General features: G+C 37.3%; 14 protein-coding genes. 13 read left to right on the forward strand and 1 reads right to left on the reverse strand.

Going from position 1 to position 26,074, the window contains the following annotated elements; all coding sequences use genetic code 11:
• The first annotated feature begins 2 nt into the window (after positions 1 to 2).
• The 8 genes from nusG to KO521_RS11310 all read left to right on the forward strand — a co-directional run bounded on the left by nusG (position 3) and on the right by KO521_RS11310 (position 11,422).
• On the forward strand, positions 3 to 554 hold the full coding sequence (gene nusG / locus KO521_RS11275; RefSeq protein WP_215940023.1) for a transcription termination/antitermination protein NusG: 552 nt from the start codon (positions 3 to 5) through the stop codon (positions 552 to 554).
• Between the two features lie 67 nt (positions 555 to 621).
• Complete coding sequence (gene rplK, locus KO521_RS11280; RefSeq protein ID WP_215940024.1) at positions 622 to 1,059, forward strand: 50S ribosomal protein L11; 438 nt, start codon at positions 622 to 624, stop codon at positions 1,057 to 1,059.
• Between the two features lie 20 nt (positions 1,060 to 1,079).
• Positions 1,080 to 1,769 carry a 50S ribosomal protein L1 gene (gene rplA / locus KO521_RS11285; RefSeq protein ID WP_215940025.1) on the forward strand — a complete coding sequence of 230 codons (690 nt, stop codon included), beginning with the start codon at positions 1,080 to 1,082 and terminating at the stop codon, positions 1,767 to 1,769.
• A 28-nt stretch (positions 1,770 to 1,797) separates the two neighbouring features.
• A complete protein-coding gene (gene rplJ / locus KO521_RS11290; RefSeq protein WP_215940026.1) occupies positions 1,798 to 2,313 on the forward strand; it encodes a 50S ribosomal protein L10 in 516 nt (171 codons plus the stop codon).
• Positions 2,314 to 2,366: 53 nt separating this feature from the next.
• Positions 2,367 to 2,744 (forward strand): 50S ribosomal protein L7/L12, encoded by a 378-nt coding sequence (gene rplL / locus KO521_RS11295; protein WP_215940027.1) that lies wholly within the window; start codon positions 2,367 to 2,369, stop codon positions 2,742 to 2,744.
• A 144-nt stretch (positions 2,745 to 2,888) separates the two neighbouring features.
• The gene (gene rpoB, locus KO521_RS11300) at positions 2,889 to 6,698 is read left to right on the forward strand and encodes a DNA-directed RNA polymerase subunit beta (RefSeq protein ID WP_215940028.1); all 3,810 of its coding nucleotides are present in this window, start codon (positions 2,889 to 2,891) and stop codon (positions 6,696 to 6,698) included.
• 55 nt (positions 6,699 to 6,753) lie between these two features.
• Positions 6,754 to 11,052 carry a DNA-directed RNA polymerase subunit beta' gene (gene rpoC, locus KO521_RS11305; RefSeq protein ID WP_215940029.1) on the forward strand — a complete coding sequence of 1,433 codons (4,299 nt, stop codon included), beginning with the start codon at positions 6,754 to 6,756 and terminating at the stop codon, positions 11,050 to 11,052.
• A 58-nt stretch (positions 11,053 to 11,110) separates the two neighbouring features.
• Positions 11,111 to 11,422: a DUF3467 domain-containing protein gene (locus KO521_RS11310; RefSeq protein ID WP_215940030.1), complete on the forward strand. Its 312-nt coding sequence runs from the start codon at positions 11,111 to 11,113 to the stop codon at positions 11,420 to 11,422.
• A 59-nt stretch (positions 11,423 to 11,481) separates the two neighbouring features.
• Here KO521_RS11310 and KO521_RS11315 read toward each other — a convergent pair whose 3' ends face one another.
• Entirely contained in the window at positions 11,482 to 13,071 is a 1,590-nt protein-coding gene (locus tag KO521_RS11315) for a peptide chain release factor 3 (protein WP_215940031.1), read from the reverse strand.
• Between the two features lie 399 nt (positions 13,072 to 13,470).
• Between KO521_RS11315 and KO521_RS11320 the strand changes: the two genes are divergently transcribed.
• The 5 genes from KO521_RS11320 to KO521_RS11340 all read left to right on the forward strand — a co-directional run.
• A complete protein-coding gene (locus tag KO521_RS11320; RefSeq protein ID WP_252730046.1) occupies positions 13,471 to 17,265 on the forward strand; it encodes a gliding motility-associated C-terminal domain-containing protein in 3,795 nt (1,264 codons plus the stop codon).
• A gap of 16 nt (positions 17,266 to 17,281) precedes the next feature.
• The gene (locus KO521_RS11325) at positions 17,282 to 18,241 is read left to right on the forward strand and encodes a PorP/SprF family type IX secretion system membrane protein (protein ID WP_215940041.1); all 960 of its coding nucleotides are present in this window, start codon (positions 17,282 to 17,284) and stop codon (positions 18,239 to 18,241) included.
• Positions 18,242 to 18,251: 10 nt separating this feature from the next.
• The gene (locus KO521_RS11330) at positions 18,252 to 20,189 is read left to right on the forward strand and encodes an OmpA family protein (RefSeq protein ID WP_215940032.1); all 1,938 of its coding nucleotides are present in this window, start codon (positions 18,252 to 18,254) and stop codon (positions 20,187 to 20,189) included.
• A 319-nt stretch (positions 20,190 to 20,508) separates the two neighbouring features.
• Positions 20,509 to 24,972: a beta strand repeat-containing protein gene (locus KO521_RS11335; protein WP_252730049.1), complete on the forward strand. Its 4,464-nt coding sequence runs from the start codon at positions 20,509 to 20,511 to the stop codon at positions 24,970 to 24,972.
• A gap of 559 nt (positions 24,973 to 25,531) precedes the next feature.
• The coding region (locus KO521_RS11340; RefSeq protein ID WP_215940034.1) for a hypothetical protein at positions 25,532 to 26,074 on the forward strand (543 nt) is incomplete at its 3' end.

A 26,074-nucleotide genomic window follows, 5' to 3' on the forward strand; every position in this document is an offset into this window, starting at 1 on the left:
CTATGTCAGAGGTATTGGAAAAGAAATGGTATGTAGTGAGAGCTGTTAGTGGACAAGAGAATAAAATCAAAGGCTATATTGAAAGTGAGGTAGAGCGCCATGGTTTTTCTGATTACTTGGAAGATGTTCTTGTTCCAACAGAAAAGGTGATTCAAATTCGAAACGGAAAAAAAGTTAACAAGGAGAGAGTGTATTTTCCTGGTTATATAATGATAAAAGCCAACCTTGGTGGTGAGATGATTCACATCATTCGTTCAATAACGAATGTAATTGGTTTCTTAGGGGAGACAAAAGGAGGTGATCCTGTTCCATTGAGAAAGACCGAAGTGAATAGAATGTTAGGTAAGGTTGATGAGTTGGCTGTTAATACAGATACAGTAGCTATTCCTTTCACGCATGGTGAAACGGTTAAGGTTATTGATGGTCCGTTTAACGGGTTTAACGGAACTGTTGAGAAAATCAACGAAGAAAAGCGTAAGCTGGAAGTTATGGTTAAGATTTTCGGAAGAAAAACACCATTGGAACTCAGTTACATGCAAGTAGAAAAAGTATAAGTTAAGTGTTACATATTTAAAGTTGTGTTGCTTCCAAATTGATACGACTTAAATTTAATTTTAAACAATGGCAAAAGAAATAGGTAAAGTAGTTAAACTACAAGTTAGGGGAGGTGCAGCGAATCCGTCGCCACCGGTTGGACCCGCCTTAGGTGCTGCCGGTGTTAACATCATGGAGTTCTGTAAGCAGTTTAACGCTCGTACGCAGGACAAACAAGGTAAGGTATTGCCTGTTGTTATCACCGTATATAAGGACAAGTCTTTCGACTTCGTCGTTAAAACACCACCGGCGGCAGTTCAGCTATTGGAAGCGGCTAAGATTAAAAAAGGATCAGGTGAGCCTAATCGTGTAAAATCTGGTAATGTTACTTGGGACCAAGTTAAAACAATTGCCGAGGACAAAATGGTAGATCTTAATGCATTTACAGTAGAATCTGCGATGAGCATGATAGCTGGAACAGCTAGGTCTATGGGTCTTAAAGTTGCAGGTAAGCGACCTTTCTAAAATCTTAAAAGCAATTTGAAATGGCAAAATTAACTAAGAAACAAAAAGACGCCCATTCTAAAATAGATAAAGACAAACTTTATTCTGTTGGGGAAGGTGCTGCTTTGGTAAAAGAGATTACCAATACAAAATTTGATGCATCTGTTGATTTGGCAGTGCGTTTGGGTGTAGATCCAAGAAAAGCAAACCAAATGGTTCGTGGGGTAGTAACACTTCCTCATGGTACAGGTAAAGATGTTAAAGTTTTGGCCTTGGTAACACCAGATAAAGAAGCGGAGGCTACAGAAGCCGGTGCTGATTTTGTTGGATTGGACGAGTATTTGACTAAAATCAAAGGCGGTTGGACAGATGTTGATGTAATCATCACTATGCCAAGCGTAATGGGTAAATTAGGTCCTTTAGGTAGAGTATTAGGTCCAAGAGGTCTTATGCCCAATCCAAAAACAGGAACAGTTACTATGGATGTTGCTAAGGCGGTATCTGATGTAAAGGCTGGTAAAATCGACTTTAAAGTAGATAAAACAGGTATCGTTCATGCGGCTGTTGGGAAAGCTTCTTTCTCTGCAGACAAATTGGAAGAAAACGCTAGAGAATTGTTAGAAACTTTAGTGAAAATGAAACCTGCTGCTGCAAAGGGTGTTTATATGAAAAGTATTTTCATGTCAAGTACCATGAGCCCAAGTGTTCAGTTGGATCCAAAGACAGTTTAATCGAACTGGGTAGTTCAAAATTTACAGTATGACAAGAGAAGAAAAAGCAAACGTAATACAGGATTTGACTTCACAGTTGGCCGAGAACTCTACTATTTATTTAGCAGATATATCAGGTTTGAATGCAGTGCAAACTTCAGATTTAAGAAGAGCTTGTTTCAAAGCGGATGTTAAGCTTGCAGTAGTTAAGAACACATTGCTTGAAAAGGCAATGGAGGCTTCCGATAAGGAATTCGGTGAACTTCCCGGAGTGCTTAAGGGCAATACTTCGTTGATGTTCTCAGAAGTAGGTAACGTTCCAGCAAAACTTATTAAGACTTTTAGAAAAAAATCTGATAAGCCTTTGTTAAAAGGAGCCTTCGTAGAGGAGTCAGTATATATTGGTGATGAGAATTTGGATGCACTGGTAAGTATTAAGTCTAAAGAAGAAATGATTGGTGAGGTTATTGGATTGTTACAATCTCCTGCTAAAAATGTTATTTCTGGACTTAAATCTGGTGGTGGTAAACTGGCAGGTATCCTTAAGACATTATCAGAAAGATAAGAACGCACTAGTAAACTAAGTATATTTTAAAAATTTATTAAACGATAGTAAAAATGGCAGATTTAAAAGATTTCGCAGAACAATTGGTTAACTTAACCGTAAAAGAGGTAAACGAGTTAGCAGATATATTAAAAGATGAGTATGGTATCGAGCCTGCAGCTGCTGCAGTAGCTGTTGCCGCTGGTGGCGCTGGTGAAGCTGGTGAAGCCGCTGAAGAAAAATCAGAATTCGATGTTGTCTTAACCGCAGCAGGTGGTTCTAAACTAGCTGTAGTTAAATTGGTAAAAGAATTAACTGGTCTTGGATTGAAAGATGCAAAGGATATCGTTGATAGCGCACCAAAAGCTGTTAAAGAAGGTATCTCTAAAGACGAAGCTGAAGGAATCAAAAAATCTTTGGAAGAAGCAGGAGCAGAAGTTGAGCTTAAATAGTATCAGCAACCATAAGAATTTGGTTTAGGTCTTTCTTCGCCCCAGGCGGAGCTAGACCTAAGCCTTTTTATACAAGTAAGACCCACGTATATGATGAAGTATACGACCCATATTTAGTATTCACGTTCAAAATACTGTCCATAGATGTTCACACAACAGACTGAGAGAATAAATTTTGCATCCGCTAAGAACACGCCGGAGTATCCGGATTTCTTGGACATTCAGATTAAATCGTTTCAAGACTTTTTCCAGTTAGAAACTAAATCTGATGAAAGAGGCAATGAAGGGTTGTACAATACCTTCATGGAAAACTTCCCTATTACGGACACCAGAAACCAGTTCGTACTTGAATTTTTAGATTACTTCATAGATCCGCCAAGATATTCTATACAAGAATGTATAGAGCGAGGTCTTACCTATAGTGTTCCGTTAAAGGCACGATTAAAATTATACTGTACCGATCCTGAGCACGAAGATTTTGAAACTATCGTGCAAGATGTGTATTTGGGTACTATACCTTACATGACGCCAAGTGGTACTTTTGTTATCAATGGGGCTGAAAGGGTTGTAGTTTCTCAGTTACACCGTTCTCCAGGTGTATTCTTTGGTCAGTCATTTCATGCTAACGGTACTAAATTATACTCTGCGAGGGTAATACCTTTTAAAGGTTCCTGGATAGAATTTGCAACAGATATTAACGGTGTAATGTATGCGTACATTGACCGTAAAAAGAAATTGCCTGTAACCACTCTTTTCAGAGCCATAGGTTTTGAAAGAGATAAAGATATTCTAGAGATTTTTGATCTTTCTGAAGAGGTTAAAGTTTCAAATGCAGGTCTTAAAAAGGTATTGGGGCGTAAATTAGCTGCTAGGGTTTTGAATACTTGGCATGAGGATTTCGTTGATGAAGATACGGGTGAGGTTGTTTCTATCGAAAGAAACGAAATCGTAATTGATCGTGATACCGTTTTAGAAAAAGACCATATCGCAGAAATATTAGAAGCTGATGTAAAGACGATACTTCTTCATAAAGAGAGTACTGCACAATCCGATTATTCTATTATTCACAATACGTTACAGAAAGATCCAACAAACTCAGAAAAAGAAGCTGTTGAGCATATCTACAGACAATTACGTAATGCTGAGCCGCCAGATGAGGAAACAGCACGTGGTATCATAGATAAATTATTCTTCTCTGATCAACGTTACAACTTAGGTGAGGTTGGTCGTTATAGAATGAACAAAAAGTTACAGTTGGATATTGGAATGGACAAGCAAGTCTTGACCAAGGAGGATATCATAACTATTATAAAATATTTAATTGAGTTAATTAACTCAAAAGCAGAGATTGATGATATTGATCACTTATCTAACCGTCGTGTTCGTACAGTTGGTGAGCAATTGTCATCTCAGTTCGGTGTAGGTCTTGCTCGTATGGCAAGAACTATTCGTGAACGTATGAACGTTCGTGATAACGAAGTTTTTACGCCTATTGATTTGATTAATGCAAAGACTTTGTCTTCTGTTATTAATTCATTCTTTGGTACAAACCAGTTATCTCAGTTCATGGATCAAACGAATCCATTAGCAGAGATTACGCACAAACGTAGATTATCGGCATTAGGACCAGGTGGTCTGTCAAGAGAGCGAGCAGGTTTTGAGGTTCGTGATGTTCACTATACACACTACGGTAGACTTTGTCCTATTGAAACTCCTGAAGGTCCAAACATTGGTTTGATATCTTCACTGGCAGTGTTCTCTAAAGTCAACCCAATGGGCTTCTTGGAAACACCATACCGTAAGGTTGATGAGGCAAAAGTAAATACAAAAGAATTCGTTTACTTGAGTGCAGAGGAAGAAGAAGGAATGAAAATTGCACAAGCGAACATTCCATTGAACGAAGACGGGCAAATTGCTTCTGAAAAAGTTATTGCTCGTGAAGAAGGAGATTTCCCGGTTGTAGATCCAAGTGAAATTAACTATACCGATGTTGCACCTAATCAAATTGCATCTATTTCCGCATCACTTATTCCTTTCTTGGAGCATGATGATGCTAACCGTGCATTGATGGGTTCTAACATGATGCGCCAAGCGGTACCATTATTGAGACCTCAATCCCCAATTGTTGGGACAGGTCTTGAACGTCAAGTAGCTTCTGATTCAAGAGTATTGATAAATGCAGAAGGTGATGGTACTATTGAGTATGTAGATGCAAAGATGATTACTGTAAAGTATGATCGAACTGATGCAGAGCGTTTGGTAAGTTTTGAAGAAGATTCTAAATCATACAACTTGGTTAAGTTTAGAAAAACCAACCAAGGTACCAGTATTAACTTAAAACCAATTGTAAGAAGAGGTGATAAAGTTAAAAAAGGTCAGGTTCTTTGTGAAGGATACGCTACGGAAAAAGGTGAGTTGGCATTGGGCCGTAATCTTACCGTTGCATTTATGCCTTGGAAAGGATATAATTTTGAGGATGCAATCGTTATTTCCGAAAAAGTAGTTCGTGAGGATATTTTTACATCTATTCACGTAGATGAATATTCTTTGGAAGTTAGAGATACTAAATTGGGAGCTGAAGAATTGACTCACGATATTCCCAACGTTTCCGAAGAAGCTACTAAGGATTTGGATGAAAACGGTATGATTCGTATCGGTGCTGAAGTTAAACCTGGTGATATCTTGATCGGTAAGATTACTCCAAAAGGAGAGTCTGATCCAACTCCTGAAGAAAAATTACTAAGAGCTATTTTTGGTGACAAAGCTGGTGATGTAAAAGATGCGTCTTTAAAGGCATCTCCATCATTACGTGGTGTTGTTATAGATAAGAAATTGTTTTCTCGTTCTGTAAAAGATAAGCGTAAGCGTTCTGAAGACAAGGAAGAGCTTAATAAGTTGGAATTAGAGTACGAAGTGAAATTTCAAGAGTTGAAAGACGTCTTGATCGAGAAACTTTTTACTTTGATCAACGGTAAAACATCTCAAGGTGTATTGAACGATTTAGGTGAAGAAGTATTACCAAAAGGTAAGAAGTACACACTTAAAATGTTAAACTCCGTTGATGATTTTGCTCACTTGGTAGGTGGTAGCTGGACAATGGATAAGGATACAAACGAATCTGTTGCCGATTTACTTCACAACTATAAGATTAAGCTGAATGACCTTCAAGGAAACTTGAGAAGAGACAAGTTTACGATTTCTGTTGGTGATGAGTTACCAGCTGGTATTATGAAGTTGGCTAAAGTTTATGTAGCTAAAAAACGTAAACTTAAAGTAGGTGATAAAATGGCGGGTCGTCATGGTAACAAAGGTATCGTTTCCCGTATCGTTCGTCAGGAAGATATGCCTTTCTTGGCAGACGGAACACCAGTTGATATCGTATTGAATCCATTGGGTGTACCATCTCGTATGAACATTGGTCAGATTTACGAAACCGTATTAGGTTGGGCTGGTCTTAAGTTGGGCAAAAAATATGCGACACCTATCTTTGATGGTGCAACATTAGAGCAAATCAATGAATATACGGATGAAGCCGGTATTCCAAGATTTGGACATACTTATCTTCATGATGGTGGAACAGGTAAGCGTTTTGATCAACCAGCAACAGTTGGTGTGATTTACATGCTGAAACTTGGACACATGGTAGATGATAAAATGCACGCACGTTCTATAGGACCTTACTCTTTAATTACTCAACAACCATTAGGTGGTAAAGCACAGTTTGGTGGTCAGCGTTTTGGAGAGATGGAAGTTTGGGCTCTTGAAGCATATGGTGCTTCGGCAACCTTACGTGAAATATTGACCGTTAAATCGGATGATGTTATCGGAAGAGCTAAGACATATGAGTCAATAGTTAAGGGCGAGACCATGCCAGAACCCGGTTTACCGGAATCTTTCAACGTATTGATGCACGAACTTAAAGGTTTGGGCTTAGATATCCGTTTGGAAGAATAGAATCCGATTGTAGCGATTGAAGAACACACATTTTAATTAGTATCACCATTAGATTATGGCTAGAATAAAAGATAATAATCCAATAAAAAGGTTTGATAAAATTTCTATCGGATTGGCCTCGCCAGAAGCAATTTTGGCAGAGTCAAGAGGAGAGGTTCTCAAGCCTGAAACTATCAACTACAGAACGCACAAACCTGAGCGTGACGGTCTTTTTTGCGAGCGTATATTCGGTCCTGTAAAGGATTATGAATGTGCTTGTGGTAAGTATAAAAGAATACGTTACCGTGGTATTGTTTGTGATCGTTGTGGTGTTGAGGTTACGGAGAAGAAAGTACGTAGAGATAGAGTAGGGCACATTAACTTAGTGGTTCCCGTGGCTCATATCTGGTACTTCCGTTCGTTACCGAATAAAATAGGATACCTATTGGGATTACCTTCCAAGAAATTGGATATGATTATTTACTACGAGCGTTATGTAGTAATTCAACCAGGTATTGCTAAAGGAGCCGAAGGTGAAGAAATCAATAAAATGGATTTCTTGACCGAAGAAGAGTACTTGACTATTTTAGAATCTATTCCAATTGAAAATCAATATTTAGAAGATTCGGACCCTAATAAGTTTATTGCTAAAATGGGAGCTGAGTGTCTTATAGACCTTTTAGCTCGTATCGACTTAAAAGAGCTTTCGTACCAGTTGCGCCACAAAGCAAATACTGAGACTTCTAAACAAAGAAAAACAGAGGCGTTAAAAAGACTTCAAGTTGTTGAAGCGCTTCGTGAATCTCAAGAAAATAGAGAAAACAGACCTGAGTGGATGATTATGAAAGTAATTCCGGTTATTCCACCAGAATTGCGTCCATTGGTACCACTAGATGGTGGTCGTTTCGCTACTTCAGATTTAAATGATTTGTATAGAAGGGTAATTATACGTAACAACCGTTTAAAAAGGTTGGTAGAAATAAAAGCTCCTGAGGTAATTCTTAGAAATGAGAAACGTATGCTTCAAGAAGCGGTAGATTCTCTTTTTGATAACACTAGAAAAGCTTCAGCTGTTAAAACTGAATCTAACAGACCCTTAAAATCACTTTCAGATTCCTTAAAAGGTAAGCAAGGTCGTTTCCGTCAAAACTTACTAGGTAAGCGTGTTGATTACTCTGCACGTTCGGTAATCGTTGTTGGACCTGAACTTCATTTGTATGAATGTGGTCTTCCAAAAGATATGGCTGCTGAGCTATACAAACCTTTCGTTATCAGAAAATTGATTGAAAGAGGGATTGTTAAGACTGTGAAGTCGGCCAAGAAGATTATAGATAAAAAAGAGCCTGTTGTTTGGGATATTCTTGAAAACGTATTGAAAGGTCACCCAGTTCTGTTGAACCGTGCCCCAACATTACACCGTTTAGGTATCCAAGCGTTTCAGCCAAAACTTATTGAAGGTAAAGCAATACGTCTTCACCCATTAGCGTGTACAGCATTTAACGCGGATTTTGACGGTGATCAGATGGCGGTTCACTTACCATTAGGTCCAGAGGCTATTTTGGAAGCACAATTATTAATGTTGGCTTCACAAAACATATTGAACCCTGCCAATGGTTCACCTATTACGGTACCATCGCAGGATATGGTTCTGGGTCTCTATTATATGACCAAGGAACGTAAGTCAACACCTGAAGTGCCTGTTAAAGGTGAAGGATTGACTTTTTACTCTGCCGAAGAGGTTGAGATAGCGTTCAATGAAGGACAGGTTGATTTGAATGCGGGTATTAAAGTACGCGCAAAAGACTTTAACGAAGAAGGTGATTTGGTAAACCAAATTATTCCTACTACCGTGGGTCGTGTATTGTTCAATAATAATGTACCTGTAGAAGCTGGTTATATTAACCAAGTTCTAAATAAGAAAGCTTTAAGAAATATTATTGGTGATATTTTAGCGGTTACAAGTATTCCGGCTACGGCTGATTTCCTAGATAGAATTAAGACTATGGGATATGATTTTGCCTTCAAAGGTGGATTATCCTTTAGCTTAGGTGATATTATTATACCGCCAGAGAAGCATGAAATGATTGCTGATGCTAATGGTCAGGTAGATGGTATTATGAGCAACTATAACATGGGGCTTATTACCAATAATGAACGTTACAATCAGGTTATTGATGTTTGGACTTCTACGAATGCTGAATTGACAGAATTGGCAATGAAACGTATTCGTGAGGATCAGCAAGGATTCAACTCGGTATATATGATGCTTGATTCTGGTGCAAGGGGTTCTAAAGAACAGATTCGCCAGTTAACAGGTATGCGTGGTTTGATGGCTAAGCCTAAAAAATCTACTGCCGGTGGTGGTGAGATTATTGAAAACCCGATTTTATCGAACTTTAAAGAAGGTCTTTCTATCCTTGAGTATTTTATTTCTACTCACGGTGCTCGTAAAGGTCTTGCAGATACTGCCCTTAAAACGGCAGATGCAGGGTACTTAACACGTCGTTTGGTAGATGTTTCTCAAGATGTTATCATTAACATTACAGATTGTGAAACTCTAAGAGGTGTAGAAGTTTCTGCATTGAAAAAGAATGAAGAAGTTGTTGAGTCTCTAGGAGCACGTATATTAGGTAGAGTTTCTTTACATGATGTATTTGATCCGTTGACTGAAGAGCAATTACTTTCTGCAGGTCAGGAAATAATGGAGATTGATGCTAAACGAATTGAAGAATCTCCTGTTGAGAAAGTCGAAGTACGTTCAGCGTTGACATGTGAAGCTCCTAAAGGAATTTGTGCTCAATGTTATGGTAGAAACCTTTCTACAAATAAAATGGTACAAAGAGGTGAAGCTGTTGGTGTTGTTGCGGCACAATCAATTGGTGAGCCAGGTACACAGCTTACTTTGCGTACTTTCCACGTAGGTGGTATTGCAGGTAACATTTCTGAAGATAACAAGTTAATCGCTAAATTTAGTGGTGTAGCGGAAATTGAAGATTTAAGAACTGTTCAATCCATAGATAAGGAAGGTAACCCTGCAACTATTGTTATTTCAAGAACATCTGAAGTTAAGGTTGTAGATAAGAAAACAGGTATTACATTAAGTACTAATAATATACCTTACGGTTCTCAGTTGTTCATTGAAAACGGAGCAACGATTGCAAAGGAAGATGTTATTTGTTCGTGGGATCCATATAACGGTGTAATTGTTTCTGAATTTCCAGGGAAAATCGCTTACGAAAATATAGAACAAGGTGTTACTTATCAGGTTGAAATTGATGAGCAAACCGGTTTCCAAGAAAAAGTGATTTCAGAATCTCGTAATAAAAAGTTGATTCCTACTCTTTTGATACAAGATAGTAAAGGTGAAACATTACGTTCATACAACCTTCCTGTTGGATCACACATCATGGTAGATGATGGTGAAAAGATTAAAGAAGGAAAGACCCTTGTGAAAATTCCACGTAAATCTGCTAAGGCAGGTGATATTACGGGAGGTCTTCCAAGAGTAACTGAACTTTTTGAAGCACGTAACCCTTCTAACCCGGCAGTTGTTTCTGAGATAGATGGTGTTGTTTCTTTTGGAAAGATAAAAAGAGGTAACCGTGAAATAATTATAGAATCTAAATTAGGTGAAATCAAGAAATACTTGGTGAAGCTTTCTAATCAGATTTTGGTTCAGGAAAATGATTATGTTCGTGCAGGGATGCCATTGTCGGATGGTTCTATAACTCCAGAAGATATTCTTAAAATCAAAGGCCCGTCTGCCGTACAGCAGTACTTAGTGAACGAAGTTCAAGAAGTATACCGTTTGCAGGGTGTGAAGATTAATGATAAGCACTTTGAAGTAGTTGTAAGACAGATGATGCGTAAGGTTCGTATTCAGGATCCAGGTAACACTATTTTCTTAGAGAATCAATTGATTCATAAGGACGATTTCATTACGGAAAACGATGAAATCTTCGGTAAGAAGGTTGTTGTAGAAGTAGGTGATTCTGAAAATCTTAAAGCTGGTCAGATTATTACGGCTCGTGAATTAAGAGATGAGAACTCTGTTTTAAAACGTTCTGATAAGAATCTAGTTATTGCAGAGGATGCGGTAGCAGCTACGGCTACACCTATATTGCAAGGTATTACACGTGCGTCTTTACAGACCAAATCGTTTATATCTGCGGCATCTTTCCAAGAAACGACTAAAGTATTGAACGAAGCAGCGGTAAGCGGTAAGGTAGATACATTAGAGGGCTTGAAGGAGAATGTTATTGTTGGTCATAAGATTCCAGCAGGAACAGGTATGCGAGACTATGGAAATATCATTGTAGGTTCAAAAGAAGAGTATGATGAAATCATGGCGCGTAAAGAAGCCTTGAAATTTTAATCTCAAATAATTCAAACCCTCAATATTTTATATTGAGGGTTTATTTTTTTTTCTATATATGAGCGAAAAAGAACAAAACCAAAAACAGATTAATATTGAGCTTGATGAAAAGACGGCTGAAGGTATTTATTCTAATTTAGCAATTATCAACCATTCTGTTTCGGAATTCGTTGTTGATTTCATTAGTATGATGCCAGGTGCTCCAAAAGCGAAGGTTAAGAGTAGAATAGTTTTAACGCCACAGCACGCCAAGAAATTTTTAAAAGCGCTAAATGATAATGTAAAGCGTTTTGAGGCGGCACATGGAACCATTAAAGATTATGAGCAACCTCCAATACCAATGAATTTCGGTCCAACGGGAGAGGCTTAATAATAAAAAAATGCCCTTTGTTTCTACAAAGGGCATTTTTTTATTTAATACATTAAAATTTAGTCAAACTCAGAAACAAAATGAAGTTTTACACTGGGATATTTTTGTTGAGTCATTTGTAACGAGAATTGCGAATCAGCTAAAAAGACTAATTGATTTCTCTTGTCTTTGGCCAAAAACTTCTGCTTTACTCTTTTGAATTCTTTAAATTCTTCGTTCTTAGGGTCGGATGGTTCAACCCAGCAGGCTTTAAATACAGGGAAGTTTTCATACGTACATTTGGCTCCATATTCATGTTCAAGACGATATTGAATAACTTCAAACTGAAGCGCGCCAACCGTACCAATGACCTTTCTTCCATTCATTTCAAGGGTGAACAACTGGGCAACGCCTTCATCCATTAATTGATCAATACCTTTATAAAGCTGTTTGGACTTCATTGGGTCGGCATTGTTAATGTACCTAAAATGTTCGGGAGAGAAGCTGGGTATACCTTTGTAATGAAGCTCTTCACCTTCTGTTAACGTGTCACCAATTTTAAAATTACCTGTATCATGAAGTCCTACGATATCACCCGGGTAGGATATATCCACTATCTCCTTTTTCTCGGCAAAAAATGCATTGGGACTTGAAAATTTTAGTTTTTTGCCATTTCTAACATGTAAGTAAGGCTTATTACGCTCAAAAGTACCCGATACAATTTTAATAAAAGCTAATCGGTCTCGGTGCTTTGGGTCCATATTGGCATGTATTTTAAATACAAATCCGGACATTTCCTTTTCATTTGCGGATACAAGTCTCTCTTCGGCATTTTTAGGTCTAGGTGATGGGGCAATCTCTATAAAGCAATCCAATAACTCGCGAACACCAAAATTATTTAGAGCAGAACCAAAAAATACAGGTTGTTGAGTTCCTTTTAAATAGCTCTCCTTATTAAAATCTGGATATACCCCTCTTACCAATTCTAAATTCTCACGTAGTTCTTCAGCAGCATTATTACCAATAATTTTCTCTAATTCTGGGCTTTCAATTGAATCAAAAGCTATAGTTTCCTCAATATTCTTTTTACTATCGCCACTAAAAAGGTTGATATTCTTTTCGTAAATGTTATAGATACCTTTAAAATCGTACCCCATACCAATAGGGAAGCTTAATGGCGTAACAGATAGCCCAAGCTTTTGTTCCAAATCATCTAAAAGGTCAAAAGCATCTCGCCCTTCTCTATCCAATTTATTAATGAATACAATAATAGGTATGTTTCGCATTCGGCACACCTGAACCAATTTTTCAGTTTGCTCTTCTACACCTTTAGCTACATCTACCACTACAATTACACTATCCACAGCGGTAAGAGTTCTGAACGTATCCTCTGCAAAATCCTTATGTCCTGGCGTATCAAGAATATTTATTTTCTTGTCCTTATATATAAAGGCAAGTACGGAAGTAGCTACAGAAATACCACGTTGGCGCTCTATTTCCATAAAGTCACTTGTGGCGGTTTTCTTTATTTTATTATTTTTTACCGCGCCTGCTTCCTGGATTGCACCACCAAATAACAGAAGTTTTTCTGTTAATGTGGTCTTGCCTGCATCTGGATGGGAAATTATTCCAAAAGTCCTACGCCGTTGAATCTCATCTTTAAAACTCATGAAGAAAATTTGTGCAAAAATACACTAAATTATAGTTTATCTAAATCTGAAACTAGGTTAATAACAAAGTCCCGTTATAAGTGTATTAATTGCTGAATTAATCTTTATTTGATGGGATTGTAGCGTGTCGATAAACTACCAATATATTCGATTTAATGAAATCACTAATAGTTTTTTATCTATTTTTGGCGATATGTTAACTCGTTGAAATGGTTTGGTTTCTGCCCTTTGCCGAATATATCTGTTTTTAAAGGGGAAATCATAATTTATAGAATCAAAAGAATTTGGTTAACGAAATATTAAATATATCTTGCATCCATAATTGAAGCCCCCAACTTCTTACTTTTACGTTTTTAGACCTACGGCCATGGTGATTAGTTTAATAAAAGCTAAACATGTATGGAAAAGATTACTCTACTAAATTTTAAGAACAAAGCGGTAAAAGCCGCTACTTATACCTTCGCCATAGCGGTTGTTGGTTTTGGTTCTTCCCTGTACGCTAATGAAAGTAGCATTAATATACTTAGTGGCAAAGATGACCCAAAGTTTGAAAACGAAAACGAGTTAGAAGTCAACATGACCAATACGGATGACTGTATGGAATTGGCTACTATAGAAATTTTCGGTGATGATTTTGGTTTTGAAAATGGAGTTACCGATGGTAGTCTTTCCGCTGAAAATGTTGATATAAGTTCAAGATGGGGTCTTCCAGCAGGTAGCGTTTTGGTTTCTGTTACCGGTGCAAATACAAAAAGTTCTGACGGCTCTTTTGAGGTCCATAATAGACTTCCTACTACTTTTTCTTTTTCAGGAACAGTCCCTGTGAAAATTCTTGCAGAACATTCGATTAGAGTGGATGCAAATCATAGAGATGGTATTATCGCCTTGGATAATATCACGTATACTCAACCAAATGCATTGCCAGAAGGTGTTGTTTCTGGGAACGAAGGCAATGATTATTTTGTTGAAAATACAACGGATCAAGATATAAATGCTGATAGTCGCTTTACTTGGGAATCTCAGGATATAGTGGATGAAGTTCAGTTTTATACTACTTCCGATGCTCCTATTAATGGAATTCATTTAAGTATTACACCAATCAAATGCATGAACTCTGATACGGATGGTGATGGTGTACCGGATACTACAGATTTAGATGATGATAACGATGGGATATTAGATGCTGTTGAAGATCCAAATACAGATGGTGATAATGACCCTATGACCAATCCTTTGGATACAGATAATGACGGTATTCCTAATCACTTGGATATTGATTCTGATGATGATGGTATCCCGGATAATGTTGAAGCTCAGACTACAGATGGATATATTGCGCCCAATGATGACGATGAAGCAACAAGTACAGCTAACGATGGTCTAAATACGGCTTACCCAGATGGATTAACCCCTGTTAATACGGATGGTACGGATACGCCAGATTATATAGACCTTGATAGTGATAACGATTCTGTACCAGACAATAATGAAGGAAATGATTTCAACTTTGATGGTACTCCTGATCAAACTTACACTGGTATAGATACGGATGGTGACGGACTTGATGATGGTTACGAAGGAAGTGATGTTAATGATGGTTTTGATGTAAACGATGAGATCGATGATCCGGCAAATGATTTACCTGATACAGATGGTACCGAAGATGTAAATTATCGTGATTTAGACGATGATGGTGATGGTATTGATACGCCAAATGAAGATATAGATGAAGATGGAGATCCAACTAATGATGATACGGATGGAGATGGAATTCCAGATTATTTAGACCCAACCCTAGATGTTACACCAGATACAGATGGTGACGGTGTGCCGGATGCCACTGATTTAGATGATGATAACGATGGTATTTTGGATACGGTTGAAGATCCTAATATTGATGGTGATAACGATCCACTTACAGACCCTTATGATTTAGATGAGGATGGTATTCCAAATCATTTAGATATTGATTCTGATGATGATGGTATCCCGGATAATGTTGAAGCGCAGACAACGGATGGTTATATTGCACCCAACGATGACGATGAGGCAACTAGTATAGCAAATGATGGTTTAAACTCGGCATATCCTGATGGATTAACTCCTGTTAATACAGATGATAGTGATGTTGAAGATTATCTTGATGCAGATAGTGATAATGATGACGTTCCTGATAATAATGAAGGTAATGATTTCAACTTTGATGGAACTCCTGATCAAACTTACTTAGGAACGGATGCAGATGGCGACGGACTTGATGATGGTTATGAAGGAAGTGATATCAATGATGGTTTTGATGTTAATGATGAAATAGATGATCCTGCAAATGATTTACCGGATACAGATGGTACAGAAGATGTAAATTATCGTGATTTAGATGATGACGGTGATGGTATTGATACGCCAAATGAAGATGTAGATGAAGATGGTGACCCAACCAATGATGATACGGATGAAGATGGTACACCAGATTATCTTGATTTTGATGAAGACACTACAAAAGATACTGACGGAGACGGAGTACCTGATGTAACTGACTTAGATGATGATAACGATGGTATTTTAGATGCTGTAGAAGATCCTAATACGGATGGTGATGATAATCCTTTGACTAATCCTTTGGATACGGATGAGGATGGTATTCCTAATCATTTGGATATTGATTCTGATGATGACGGTATTCCAGATAACGTAGAGGCTCAGACTACAGATGGCTATATTGCTCCAAATGAAGATGATGAAGCAACAAGTATAGCTAATGACGGTTTGAATTCTGCATATCCTGATGGTTTAACTCCTGTTAATACAGATAATAGCCCTGTGGATAATCCTGATTATATTGATGGCGACAGTGATGATGATAATGCTCCAGATAATAATGAAGGGAATGATTTTAATTTTGATGGTATTCCAGATCAAGTTTACACAGGAGTGGATACGGATGGAGATGGATTAGATGATGGTTATGAAGGTAGTGATGTAAATGATGGTTTTGATGTTAATGATGAGATTGATGACCCTGCAAATGACTTACCGGATACCGATGGAACGGAAGATGTAAACTATCGTGATTTAGATGATGATGGTGATGGAATTTCTACCTTTGATGAAGATGTGGATCAAGATGGTAATCCTGCCAATGATGATAGTAACGGGAATGGCATTCCTAACTACTTAGATCCTACGGATAACATTCCTACAACTGATACCGATGGTGACGGTGTACCGGATATGGTAGATTTAGATGATGATAATGATGGTATATTGGATACGGTTGAAGATCCTAACACAGATGGAGATAATAACCCGTTAACAGACCCATTAGATACAGATGGCGATGGTTTTCCTAATCATTTAGATATTGATGCGGATAACGATGGTATTCCAGATAACGTAGAAGCTCAAACAACTGATGGTTTTGTACTTCCAAATCAAGATGATGAAGCAACAACTATTGAAAATAATGGTGTTAACTCTGCTTATCCTGATGGTTTTACACCTGTAAATACAGATGGAACAGATGAGCCGGATTATTTAGATTCAGATAGTGATAATGACCTAGTACCTGATAATAATGAAGGAAATGACTTCAACTTTGATGGAGAGCCAGACCAGTTGCCTACGGTAGAAGATACTGATAATGACGGTCTTCTTGATGGGTATGAAGGTTCTAATGTAAGTGATGGTTTTAATGTTCATGATGAAATTAACGACCCTGCAACGGATTTACCTGATACGGATGGTACCGAAGATGTAAACTATCGTGATGTAGATGATGACGGTGATGGAATAAATACTATTGATGAAGATGGTAATGGTAACGGTGATCCAACAGATGATGATCGTGACAATGATGGTATTCCTTCATATCTTGATCCAGAAGAAGAAACAGAGATTGTAGTAATGCAAATGGTAACACCAAATGGTGATGGCAAGAATGAATTCTTATGGATTGAAAATGTAGATAAGGCATTGAATAATAGTCTTCAGATATTCAACAGATGGGGAGTATCGGTTTATGAAGGTAAAGACTATAACAATCAGAATAATGTTTTTGACGGTAGATCAAAAGGACGTTCTACTATATCTGGTCAAGACTATTTACCTGCCGGTGTGTATTTTTATATATTTGAATACACTACAGTAAACGGTGAGAATATAAATGACAGTGGTTACATTTACATTAGCAAATAATCAATATAAAGTAGGTATGATTATAAAGAACAAGTTTCTAGCGGCCCTATTTTTGGTGTTAGTCTATTGCCAAACGGCTTCCGCCCAACAAGATGCCCAATACACTCAGTATATGTTTAACACTATGAGCGTCAACCCTGCTTATGCAGGTTCTAGGGGACAGCTAAGTATTGCAGGCCTTTATAGATCTCAATGGGTAGGCCTGGATGGTTCGCCAGAGACCTTTACAATCAACTTGCATTCTCCTATACGAAATAGTAAAGTAGGTTATGGGTTGTCTGTTGTAAATGATAAAATTGGTGAGGGTACTATACAAGAAACGTATATAGATGGATTGATATCTTATTCTATAGATGTGTCCCTAAAAGGAAAACTATCTTTTGGATTAAAGCTTGGAGGTAATATTCTTAATTTAGATTATGAACAATTGAGGCAGAGACCTGGTTTTGAAGAAGCTGTAGGTACTGACAATATTGAAAATAGGTTTGCACCAAATGTAGGCTTAGGAATGTACTATCATACGAATAAATTTTATGCAGGTCTTTCCGCTCCTAATTTATTGGAAGTAGAACATTTTGATACTGCAGATTCGGATGCGAATGAAATAGATTTTTTAGCTAAAGATCGTGTCAATTTTTATTTAATTACAGGTTATGTATTTGATTTGAACGATAATTTCAAGTTTAAGCCGGCTCTTTTGACCAAGGTGGTTGGCGGAGCGCCGCTTCAAGTAGACGTATCAGCTAATTTTTTGTTTGCCGATAAGTTTTCTTTCGGAGCTGCTTACCGATGGGATGCTGCCGTTAGTGGTTTAGCCGGGTTTCAGATAAGTGACCAGATTATGTTAGGATTGGCCTATGATAAAGAGACAACCGATTTTGGTAGTACACAATACAATAGCGGTTCTTTTGAAATTTTTCTAAGATGGGAATTGGTAAAATCATTCGAAAAACTAGTTTCTCCTCGTTTCTTCTAAACCTTGCCTTATGATAAAAAAAATACACATTCTATTTGTTTTGGTCTTTTTGATGGGTGTAAGTGGTTTTGCCCAAGAAAAGTTGATTACCAAAGCCAATGAAAAATATGACGAATATTCTTTTAGTCCGGCTATCGACATCTACAAAAAAGTGTTGGATAGGGGATATGCTTCTGCAGATCTTCTTAAGAAATTAGGTAACTCGTACTATTATAATGCAGATTATGAAGATGCTGCCAATACCTATAAAAGATTAGTAGATGAGTATCCAGATGAAATTGGTCCTGAATATTATTTTAGATATGCTCAGACATTAAAGACTTTAGAGGATTATGAGGCTTCAAAGATAGTTATGGCTAAATTTTTAGAAGCCACTTCTGATGATGCCAGAGCTACAGCTTATAAAGATGAAGAAGACTATTTAAACGATATTAAGAGAAATTCAGGCAGATACAATGTATCACCGTTTCAGTATAATTCTCCGTATTCAGAATTTGCTCCATCTTTTTATAAGGAAGGTCTCATTTTTTCATCAGATAGGGATACTGGTAATTTTGCCCGTTACCGCCACACGTGGAATTCAAAAGATTTTTTGGATCTGTACAAGGTCAATGCAGATAGTGTTTCACAAGGTACGGTTATTAAGTTTGGTGATCATGTAAATACAAGATTACACGAGTCTACATCTACCGTTAGTAAAGATGGTAACACACTATATTTTACTCGAAATAATTTTAAGGAAGGTAAGTACGTAAAGGATGAATCAGGAGTTATTCGTCTTAAGATATTCAAAGCAAGAATGGTAGAAGGTATATGGTCCGAAATACAGGAACTACCCTTTAACAGTAATGATTATTCCGTAGCACATCCAACATTAAGTGCAGATGGGAAAATGTTATATTTTGCTTCGGATATGCCTGGTACTTTAGGAGAATCCGATATTTTTAGAGTTGCCATAAATGATGATGAAACATACGGGACACCCGAAAACTTGGGGCCGGTGATTAATACCGAAGCAAGGGAGACCTTTCCTTTTGTTACTAGTAAGGATATTCTTTATTTCTCATCTGACGGGCATCCTGGTCTTGGAGGTCTCGATATTTTTGCTACTAAAGTTGATAATAGTAGATTAGATGGGAACGTAATGAACGTGGGGGAACCTGTTAATGGTAGAATGGATGATTTCACTTTTATTTTCAACGAAGAAACAAGAAAAGGATACTTTGCATCTAATCGATCGGAAGGAAGAGGAGCGGATGATATTTATGCTGTCTTGGAGACTAAGCCTTTGCTTATAGACTGCGAGCAAGCTATTTCTGGTATTGTAAGAGATAAAATTTCTAATGAACCTTTAATTGGAGCTTCTGTAAAAGTAATAGATGAGAATAACGAGGAAATTATGTCAGCTATTACGGATGCCGATGGTAAGTACAATTTATTGGTAGATTGTAACCAAGGCAACTTTGTCAGAGCCATGACAGAAGGTTATGTACCTTCTGAGGAGTATCTAGGAAAATCTGATGGTGAGCCTAAAGTAATTGACTTTTACTTAGAAAGAAGCTCTATAACAGCTGGATTTGGAGATGATTTAGCTAAGTTATTACAGTTAAGTACCATCTACTTTAATTTTAACAAGTATAATATCCGTAAAGATTCTGAAATTGAGGTTGAAAAAGTAATCGCGGCCATGGAAAAATATCCAAGTTTAAAAATTAAAGTGAACTCCCATACAGACAGTAGAGGTAAGGATTCATATAATTTATGGCTTTCTCAAAAGAGAGCGGAATCTACTGTAAACTACATGGTGAAAAAAGGTATAGCCAAAGAACGTTTGAGTGGAGAAGGTTTTGGTGAAACAAAATTGATAAACAATTGTTCAAATGGCGTTAAATGTTCTGATAAAGATCATGAGTTGAACAGACGCTCAGAGTTTATAATTCTCGAATAAAATACATAATACATAAGTCATGAAAAGGCAGCTATTTTAATAGCTGCCTTTTTTTGTTATTACTGTATATAAACAGGGACAAGAGAAACAGGTGAGATACAATATGTGTGGCGATTTATGGTTTAATTATGAGTGTATACAATGGTTATTTCATTGGTTATATCAATAAACGACCAGTACACAACAATAATTTACACAATAACCTTTATGAGAATATCTTAGCTTAGTTGATATGCCCGTTAATATGGTTAACATATATTTTGAATCATTCATAGCTATATAAATGCTAAATGTTCCCGTTAAATTTTTTTGTTTTTTTTTGACGCTGCTGTTTACTTTTCAGTTGGTCGCTCAGGAAACGTATCTTGATAGTTTTAGTAGTGTATCTTATTCTAATAACAATGGTAGTTCAAACTTTTCTACTAATTGGATAGAGACTGGGGACACGGACAATGGTCCAGCCAGTCAATATATAAGAATAAGTAGCAACCGAATGGAGTTATACTGGATTTACGGTGAAACTATACGTAGGTCCGTTAATTTAAATGGTGCATCAACAGCTGCACTAAGCTTTAACTGGCAGGCCATAAGTCTTACCAATGGTAGGGCTTTAGGTATACAGGTTTCTAATAATGGCGGAGCATCATACACAACGATAGCTACGATTAGCGGTAACAATAATTCCGGAATATTTAGTCAAGATATTTCAGCATTTATTTCAGCAACCACAACTGTAAGATTTGCAAAATCCGGAAATAATTGGAATAACAATGATTATGCGCTTATAGATAATTTTCAAATAACAGCAACATTCCCTTCACCAATTCCTGTCATAGAAGTAGATGATGTAACAGTAGATGAAGATGAAGGTAGCGCTGTTTTTACTGTTCGGCATACAGGTACAAATGCTACTGCTCCCTTCACGGTTAATTACCAAACAGTAAATGGATCAGCTATAGATGGGAATGATTATAGCTCAACATCTGGTATTCTAAATTTTAGTGGTGTAGCAGGAGATACGGAAACCGTAACGATTCCTATTCTAAATGATGGAGCCATAGAGAATCCTGAGAATTTCTCTTTAGAATTTACTTTGGTATCTGATCCCCAAGTAGATATTAGTGATACCGCTACAGGAACGATTATAGATGATGACGCTCTGATTATGACGGATGGGGGTAGTGCTACCACGTGCAGTGATACTTTCTTTGATCCAGGTGGACTTTCTAATTACAGTAATAATCAAGATATAACATATACAATATGTCCTGATACGGCAGACACCTATTTAAATGTTAATTTCACAAGCTTTGAAATTGTTTCTGGTGACCTTTTGTATGTCTATGATGGAAATTCTACTGGAGCTGCATTAATAGGTCAATATGATAGTGCTAATGTGCCAACTTCAATAAATTCATCGGCAGCATCCGGTTGTTTAACTTTTAGGTTTATTTCCAATGGAAGTAATACCGGTGCCGGTTGGGAGGCAGAAATCAATTGTTTTCCCGATGGTCCTATTATTGTAATTGAAGATATTACTATTGATGAGGATGTAGGGAATGCCGTGTTTACGGTAAGGTCTACGCGAGCTGCCCATGGCAGAAATATATTTTTCTTCGGTTTTGTTGAAGCACCTTTTACGGTAGACTTTCAGACCGTTGACGGATTGGCACTTGCGGGAAGTGATTATACAGCAACATCCGGTACTTTAACTTTTACGGGAGAACTGAATAATATTCAGACTATTTCTGTACCCATAGCAAATGATGGGGTGCCGGAATTTGCAGAAGATTTTGATATTGAATTTACAGGAGCAACTGCTCAATATGCTGTTGTGAATTATAACGATTCAGGAAAAGGTACTATTAACTCACAGATTTTAGCAAATGATCCTTTAACCCTGTTTCAAGAATTTGATGGGTATTATGATTATTCTACTACAGGAGGTACACTTCGGACAAGTCCGAACGGGGGTAATCCGTGTGCTATTACTACATCATCATCCAATAGTTTAATTTCGCCGGTCCCAGCGTCGGCATCGGTAGAAAGGGCTTACTTATATTGGTCTCATTCCAGTACCGTACGTGATGCAGATGTAACTTTTGAAGGTCAAAGTGTTTCTGCTAACCTTTTGTACCAAACCTCTTTGGGAAACAGAAACTTTTTTGGATATGTAAGTGATGTAACTACAATAGTTCAAGGAGTGGCTAATCTGTCCAGTAATGTTTTTGATTTTAGTGGACTTACTATAAATAATACCGGAGAATATTGTAGTACCAATACGGTTCTAGGAGGATGGGCATTAATGGTTTTTTATGAGGATCGCTCTCTACCTGCAGTAAACATTAATTTGTATCAAGGTTTTGATGGACTTAGTAATGACGGAAATTCATTTACTTTGGATTCATTTTATGCAATTTCCGGTACTGGGGCAAAAGCTTCTTTTTTATCATGGGAGGGTGATCCTGATCTTGACGGCTCCAGTTCAGGTTCAACAAACCCTGAAGAATTATCTATTACAAACCAACGTAATCAGAACTTTGTACTTACAGGAGATGGTGGGCAAACAGGCAATAATTCATATAATTCTACTATTTACGATAATACTGTTGGTCCTCCAGTTTATAATAATGCATCTACCTACGGTGTTGATTTAGACACCTATGATATTTCATCATTTATTCAACCTGCAGATAGTGAGGTAACAGCAAATGTAGATGTGGGTCAAGATTTTGTCATTTCCGCAGCTGTAGTTCTTAAAGTACCATCTAATCTAATTGCAGGCCGTGTTTTTGAGGATATAAATTATCCCGGTGGACCGGGACGAAATCAGTTAACTTCCGGAGGAGCGGGTATTTCTGGTGCTATTGTTGAGCTTTTTGACTCCTCAGGTAATTTTATTCAAAGAAAAAATACAGCAGCTAATGGAAATTATTCCTTTGGAGGTATGGCAGATGGAGATTATTTTGTAAAAGTTGTAAGCTCAACCGTTAGGTCTACAAGAGATAACGGAGCTAATTGTTCTTCATGTTACCCTGTTCAAACGTATAGAACAGAGATTAGTTCGGGTAATCTGGTAGATGTTGTAAATGAGGTAGGAGGTACCGATCCTACTGCAGGGCAAGATGTATCTCTTGGTGTTTTTAGCAATGCTCAAAGTATATCCAATGTTGAGGTATCAGGTAACGGTGTTGTAGGTATTAATTTTGGATTTAACTTCAATACTATTGTAAACACCAATGAAACAGGCCAGGGTTCATTGGCACAATTCATCAAAAACTCAAATGAAATAGGAGAGATAGGTTTAGATATAGAAGCGAATAGCTTATTCGATCCTGCTGCAGGTGAAGATACTTCAATATTTATGATACCCTCTACTGGGGACCCATTGGGCAGAACGGCAGATGTGAATTTTACGAACGGCTATTTTAACATCACGACCTCAAATCCAAATAACCTACCTGTAGTTACTGGTACTACTACTGTTATAGATGGTCGTACTCAAACGGCCTATACAGGCAATACAAATTCTGGTGCTGTAGGTTCAGGAGGCATAGGAGTTGGTACTTCAAATACAAGCTTACCAACCTTTAATCGCCCTGAAATTGAATTATATAGTGCCACGGGAGATGTTTTGAAACTTAATGGTACCAACATCATAATTCGTGAAATAGCTATTCGTGCCAATAATAATGCTGGTATTATAGTAGAGGGTGGATCTGCTACAATAACGCAGAATTCATTGGGTTCAGATGCTCGTGGAAATGCTTCTGGGAATATAGATTACGGAATAGAAGTTATAGCAGGAGAAACTATTATTGATGGGAATTATATTGCAAATAATACAGACGAAGGTATTTTGGTAAGTGGAGGGACATCGACGATAATTCAAAATAATCACATTACAGATAACGGTAGTAGTGCTTGTTTTGATAATATAAAAATTAGTGCTGGGTCTGGAATTGTTATTCAACAAAATCTAATTGATAGGGCTGCTTCTTTGGGAATTGATGGTACAGGTTTTACGGGAGGAATAACCATCACGGATAACACGATTACTAATTCGGGACAAGATGGTGGAAATTGCACTGGAACAGAGGCCAATGTAGGAATCCGTTTAGATGGTAGTAACTCATCTATATCAAGTAACATTATCGCATTTAACGGTGGTGCAGGAATTGTATTAGGTGGGGGTGATACATCTGGTAATCTAATTTCAAGAAATTCAATTTATGCAAATGGTACGTCTGGTTCGGCCTTAGGTATAGATTTGGACACGTCCGACAGTATGGGGGATGGGGTTACCATCAATGATTTAGACGATAGTGACAACGGACCAAATGGGGGTGCTAACTTCCCGGTAATCACAGGGGTTTTTGTTTCTGGAGCTAACCTAGTTATTGAGGGTTGGTCTAGACCTGGTGCTACAATAGAGCTATTTGTCACCGATATTAATGAGGGTACGGCAAATGTAGGGGATAATACACTGGGTAAGACCTATGATTATGGAGAGGGACAAAGATATCTTAATACCATGCTTGAAGGTTCTGTATCTGATTTAGATTCTGGAGTTAGTACCTACACGGATGAAGATAATAATACGGACAATACAAACAAGTTTAAATTTAGAATTCCTTTACCGACAGGTATTGTATTGGGTAACACAGTAACAACTACATCAACTTTAGCCAACTCAACCTCTGAGTTTTCTCCATTAAGTGTTGTAAAAACGTATACTGTAATCACCAATCGAAGAATTACATATCGAGTTAAATCTAACTGATAAGTCATAAGTATTCACCATTTTTTTTGACTTACAAAAACATTCTGTTAAAACAAAACACGAAAGTTTTTTCTTTCATATTTTAATGTTTATTTTAAGTATCATAATCACTTTTTTTTCGCTTTGCAAGCTTTGTAAGTCAGCTGTTTTAAAGAGTCTATCGACGAGTAACACCAAAAAAAAATAGGTTGAAACCTCATTTTTCCCTAGCTATACACTAAGAATTAACACTTATACAACAATTATTTTCTGTTGCTAACACTAAGGTTAATTTTGTAAAGTGTAAATGGATCAGTTTCAATTGAATTGATTCTTCACAACCCAAAACCTGAATAACTTAACCAAATTTTGACATAGGTTTTTTAAAAAAACCAAATGGCATTTAGGATGTTTGAACATTCTCTTCACCATTACCAAAAATGTACTATACAAGTGCAGTGTCCAGGGTAAGATTCAGCTTTTATTTTTCGATTTAAAGATGGTTAATTACGGGTAACTATAGTTCAAGTAGTTGCTATGATTAAATTTTGAGTAAACGATTTTAAGTAAAGTAATGGTCATGAAAAAAATAAGTCTAATCTTAGTTTTCCTAATTTCGGGATTAACATATGCACAGACTACGGTCAATTTAGAAGACCAGTGTAATTGCGAAGTGTTAAGCGGTACCGATGTTACCAGTCCAGGTTTAGGTACTCCTGCAGGAGCGGATGTCGGAGATATTTATGTGAATACCGATACCGGTACTATTTATTTCTGGGATGGTGATTCCTGGGAATTAACATCTTCCGATAATCAACAACTTCAAACTTTTACTTTTGATAACTCAACAGGCCTACTTTCGCTTACGCTAGAAAACGGAGGTATCGCAACGGTTACTTTACCGGTAGAGACCATTACTACCTTAACAGGAACCGCTGCTTTAGGAAATGCGATTGGTGTTTATGAAAATGAAAACGGTGATTTAGTTACGATTAATGAAACAATTACTAATATAAGTGATGCAGGTGATGGAAATATAACCCTTACCAATGAATCAGGAGCAACAGTAACCGTAGCCAAGTCAGATATCACGGATTTAGGTGGCGGTGTATACCAGTTTACA

The sequence above is a fragment of the Zobellia uliginosa genome (genome assembly GCF_018860745.1).
Taxonomy (GTDB): domain Bacteria; phylum Bacteroidota; class Bacteroidia; order Flavobacteriales; family Flavobacteriaceae; genus Zobellia; species Zobellia uliginosa_B.

Bases quoted from the DNA above. Each gene is read 5' to 3' on its own strand.
- nusG (WP_215940023.1), top strand. From the start codon at position 3: ATGTCAGAGGTATTGGAAAAGAAATGGTATGTAGTGAGAGCTGTTAGT.
- rplK (WP_215940024.1), top strand. From the start codon at position 622: ATGGCAAAAGAAATAGGTAAAGTAGTTAAACTACAAGTTAGGGGAGGT.
- rplA (WP_215940025.1), top strand. From the start codon at position 1,080: ATGGCAAAATTAACTAAGAAACAAAAAGACGCCCATTCTAAAATAGAT.
- rplJ (WP_215940026.1), top strand. From the start codon at position 1,798: ATGACAAGAGAAGAAAAAGCAAACGTAATACAGGATTTGACTTCACAG.
- rplL (WP_215940027.1), top strand. From the start codon at position 2,367: ATGGCAGATTTAAAAGATTTCGCAGAACAATTGGTTAACTTAACCGTA.
- rpoB (WP_215940028.1), top strand. From the start codon at position 2,889: ATGTTCACACAACAGACTGAGAGAATAAATTTTGCATCCGCTAAGAAC.
- rpoC (WP_215940029.1), top strand. From the start codon at position 6,754: ATGGCTAGAATAAAAGATAATAATCCAATAAAAAGGTTTGATAAAATT.
- KO521_RS11310 (WP_215940030.1), top strand. From the start codon at position 11,111: ATGAGCGAAAAAGAACAAAACCAAAAACAGATTAATATTGAGCTTGAT.
- KO521_RS11315 (WP_215940031.1), bottom strand. From the start codon at position 13,071: ATGAGTTTTAAAGATGAGATTCAACGGCGTAGGACTTTTGGAATAATT.
- KO521_RS11320 (WP_252730046.1), top strand. From the start codon at position 13,471: ATGGAAAAGATTACTCTACTAAATTTTAAGAACAAAGCGGTAAAAGCC.
- KO521_RS11325 (WP_215940041.1), top strand. From the start codon at position 17,282: ATGATTATAAAGAACAAGTTTCTAGCGGCCCTATTTTTGGTGTTAGTC.
- KO521_RS11330 (WP_215940032.1), top strand. From the start codon at position 18,252: ATGATAAAAAAAATACACATTCTATTTGTTTTGGTCTTTTTGATGGGT.